Genomic DNA, 1,134 nt, shown 5'->3' on the forward strand with positions numbered 1-1,134 from the left:
CGGGCAGGCGCAGCGCGAGCGGCTGGCCGCCCTGCGCGGCGCGGAAGGTGATCGCGTTGGAGATCTGGCGGGGCTTCGCGGCGACGCCCGCCACGATCCGCCACTCGCCCACGAGGTCGGCCGTGACGGGCACCGCGTCGGTGGAGGTGACGTTGTTGCCGGACACCGTGAGGGGACGGCGCGTGCCGTTCGGCAGGACGAGCGTGAGGGACGCCTCGTCCACGCCGTCACCGTCGAAGTTCGCGAGGTCCACCGTGCGGCCCGCCCATTCCTTCGGGACGTTCAGGCGGGCCGCGACGAGGTCCTCGCCGGGGCGACCGCGGACGTTCACGGTGAACTCGGCGGCCTCCAGCGCGAAGGGCGCCGCGACGCGCAGCGAGTACGCGTTCTTGCCGTTGCCGTTCGAGGAGACCCGGAGGGTGTAGGTGCCCGCCGGGAGGGGCGAGTTCCACAGGCTCTCCCAGGCGTGCCGGTCCGTCTGCGCGAAGGTGCGCTCCAGCACCACGCCGGAGGGTCCGCTGAGGGTGAAGGTCGTGTCGAAGGTGGTGGTGCCGCCGTAGAGCTCGTCGCCGTAGTACGTGGCGGACGCGCGGCCCGAGACGAGGTCGGTGGTGTTGAGGCCCGGGCTGTACACCTCCAGCCCGAGCGGCGTGAGGGCGCCCCCGGCGGGGACGCGCAGGGTGTACGTCTCGACGGGCGGGGTCCACTTGAGGACGTCGCCGAGCGAGACGAGCGGGAGGTCGCCGCCCGCCTGGGCGTCCGCGCGGCCCGCCGCGAGGGCGAGGAGGGTCAGGGTGGCGGCGGTCGTCAGGCGAAGGCGGAGTGAAGGTCTCATGAGCTTGCGCTCAGCATAGCCGCGCCACAGCCGGGTTGATGAGGCGAACCCGGCACCCGGCCCCGCGTGCCGTATCCTGCGCGTATGCACGCCCGAGCCCGCGCCGAGTTCCTCGCCGACGCCTACCGAACCAACCTGCGCCTCCTGTCGGCCCACGCGGGCGTTCCCCTGCTGCTCCCGATCAAGGCGGACGCGTACGGGCACGGCGCGCGCCTCGCGGTGGAGGCCTCGCGCGACCTCGACGTGGTGTGGGGCTACGCGGTCGCCACGCCGCGCGAGGCGCTCGACGTCCTCGCGGC

The 1,134-nt window shown here is 73.9% G+C and carries 1 protein-coding gene and 1 pseudogene; one reads left to right on the forward strand and one right to left on the reverse strand.

Annotated features, from left to right (window positions below; genetic code table 11):
- A pseudogene (locus tag DEIPI_RS38595) lies at window positions 1–835 on the reverse strand (hypothetical protein); the annotation flags it as partial.
- A gap of 84 nt (window positions 836–919) precedes the next feature.
- Here DEIPI_RS38595 and DEIPI_RS27320 point away from each other — a divergent pair.
- Window positions 920–1,134 (forward strand): alanine racemase (locus tag DEIPI_RS27320; RefSeq protein ID WP_045233345.1); only part of this gene is annotated, 215 nt, incomplete at its 3' end.

It is taken from the genome of Deinococcus pimensis DSM 21231 (genome assembly GCF_000519345.1).
GTDB classification, from domain to species: Bacteria; Deinococcota; Deinococci; order Deinococcales; family Deinococcaceae; genus Deinococcus_A; species Deinococcus_A pimensis.